We start from the raw sequence: 2029 nt of genomic DNA, 5'->3' as shown, positions 1-2029 counted from the left end.
ATCGATCAGGGCCGCGCCCAGGGCTGGTCGGATGAGGCGGTATTGCGCCGCTGGACCAGCGTGTTCTCCGGGCCGCCGGTGGTGCAGCGGTATCTGGACCCGGAGACGCGGGACACCCTGCACGACGCCGAACTGGCCCAGGTTCGGGAGTGGGCGGGCACCTACCGCGCGCGGCTGGCAGATATGTCCTGGTTCATGCGGGTGCTCAACGAGACCATCGCTCGCAAGGCCAATGCCGAGGACGGAGTACGGGGGCGGTTTTGGGAAGGTCGTTTCAAGAGCCAGGCCTTGCTGGATGAGCAGGCCATTCTCAGTGCCATGGCCTATGTGGATCTCAACCCCATCCGGGCGGGGATTGCCGACACGCCGGAAACCAGCGAGCACACCAGTCTTGAGGCCCGCCTGTGCCCGGACAAGGCCGAGGCACGGATGCGGGCGGCATTGGCCAAGCACTCGGTCCAGGGGGGCGAGGCGGCGGTGTCCGGGAAGTCCGAGGCCAATATCCCTTACTGGCGCGATGCACTGCGTTGCGAGCACAGGTTGGCGCCCCTTGCCGTCGCCCCCCTGATGCCCTTTGATGCCACCGGCCGGGAGCCCTGGGCGGTGCCGTTTGCCTGGGCGGATTATCTGGCGCTGGTGGAGATGCTGGCTCGGTGCGTGCATCCCGCCAAGCGGGGATTCATGCCGGCGCAGACACCGAAGTTGCTGGATCGTCTGGGCATGGACGCGGAGGCCTTCATTGCCCACGGCACGAGCCTGTTGCAGGCATTCGGCCACGCGGTGGGCAAGCCGGCGAAGCTGGTGGAACATGCGGCCTGCCGCCAGGCGAAATTCCTGCGCGGGATGGGCGCGGCCCGGCGGGTGTTTGAGCGACGGGCGGTGTTGTAGGCTATTCACTTCCAACAGGAGTGGAACCATGACCGATCAAGACACCGCCCGGCCCACGGATCATGACAGCCCGTGGAAGGAGGCTCTGGAATACTACTTCCAGGAATTCACGCAGTTGCTGTTCCCGGCGATCCACGATGAGGTGGACTGGTCGCGGGGATATACCCCCATGGACAAGGAGCTGCAGCAGATCACGGCGGATGCCGAGAGTGGCCGGCGCCATGCGGACAAGTTGATCAAGGTCCAGGCCCGTGACGGGGCGGAGACCTGGGTGCTGATCCATGTTGAGGTTCAAGGTGAGCCGGAAGACGCCTTTGCCGAGCGGATGTACACTTATCAGTATCGTCTGCGGGACCGCTACGGCATCGATGTGGTGAGCCTGGCGGTGCTGGCGGATACCCGCTCAAGCTTTCGGCCGATGTGCTATCGGTATGCCCGCTGGGGTTGCGAGCTGAGTTTCACCTTCCCCACCGCCAAGCTGATCGACTGGGAGGAGCGCTGGCCGGAGTTGGAGGCAAGCGCGAATGTCTTTGCCTTGGTGGTGATGGCGCAGATCAGGGCCAAGCGGTTGCGACAGGGTGGCACCCGCAGGGATGCCAAGGTGGCCTTGATCCGGCTACTGTACCAGCGAGGCTACAGTCGCGAGCAGATTCTCAGGCTGTTCCACATCATCGACTGGATGATCCAGTTGCCCAAGGGACTGGAACGGGAGTTTCTAGAGACGGTCTACGCCATCGAGGAGGAAAATCAGATGCCTTACATCAATACGGCTGAACGGCTGGGACGGCAAGAAGGGTTCCAGAAAGGGCTGCAAGAAGGTCGACAGGAAGGTCGACAGGAAGGACGGCAGGAAGGACGGCAAGAGGGTCGACAGGAAGCGGCCCGCGACACGGCCATCAATCTGCTCAAGTTGGGCGTGCTCCCTGATGAGCAGATCGCCCAGGTCACGGGCCTGCCCCTGGACGAAGTGAAGGCCCTGCATCCGGATCCGTCTCATTGAGGGCTGTTCTCGGCCCGCTCCCACGGGCGCTTCACAACCAAGGTGCCCTCCCCGCCGTCATTCCCGCGAACGCGGGAATCCAGTCGCGGTTGGAGTGTCCGTCCTGGACTCCCGCTTTCGCGGGAGTGACGGGGTAGGAGC

Annotated in this window: 2 protein-coding genes; both read left to right on the top strand. The window is 64.0% G+C overall.

Annotated elements, in window-relative coordinates; genetic code table 11:
• The coding region (locus tag LQ956_RS14785) for a transposase (protein ID WP_238630385.1) at positions 1-888 on the top strand (888 nt) is incomplete at its 5' end.
• A gap of 28 nt (positions 889-916) precedes the next feature.
• Complete coding sequence (locus LQ956_RS14780) at positions 917-1888, top strand: RpnC/YadD family protein (protein ID WP_238630325.1); 972 nt, start codon at positions 917-919, stop codon at positions 1886-1888.
• Positions 1889-2029: the final 141 nt, after the last annotated feature.

The sequence above is a fragment of the Ectothiorhodospira lacustris genome, assembly GCF_022227845.1.
Taxonomy (GTDB): Bacteria; Pseudomonadota; Gammaproteobacteria; order Ectothiorhodospirales; family Ectothiorhodospiraceae; genus Ectothiorhodospira; species Ectothiorhodospira lacustris.
The sequence above is the reverse complement of the archived record's forward strand: the minus strand, read 5'-3'. Positions and strand labels throughout refer to the sequence as shown.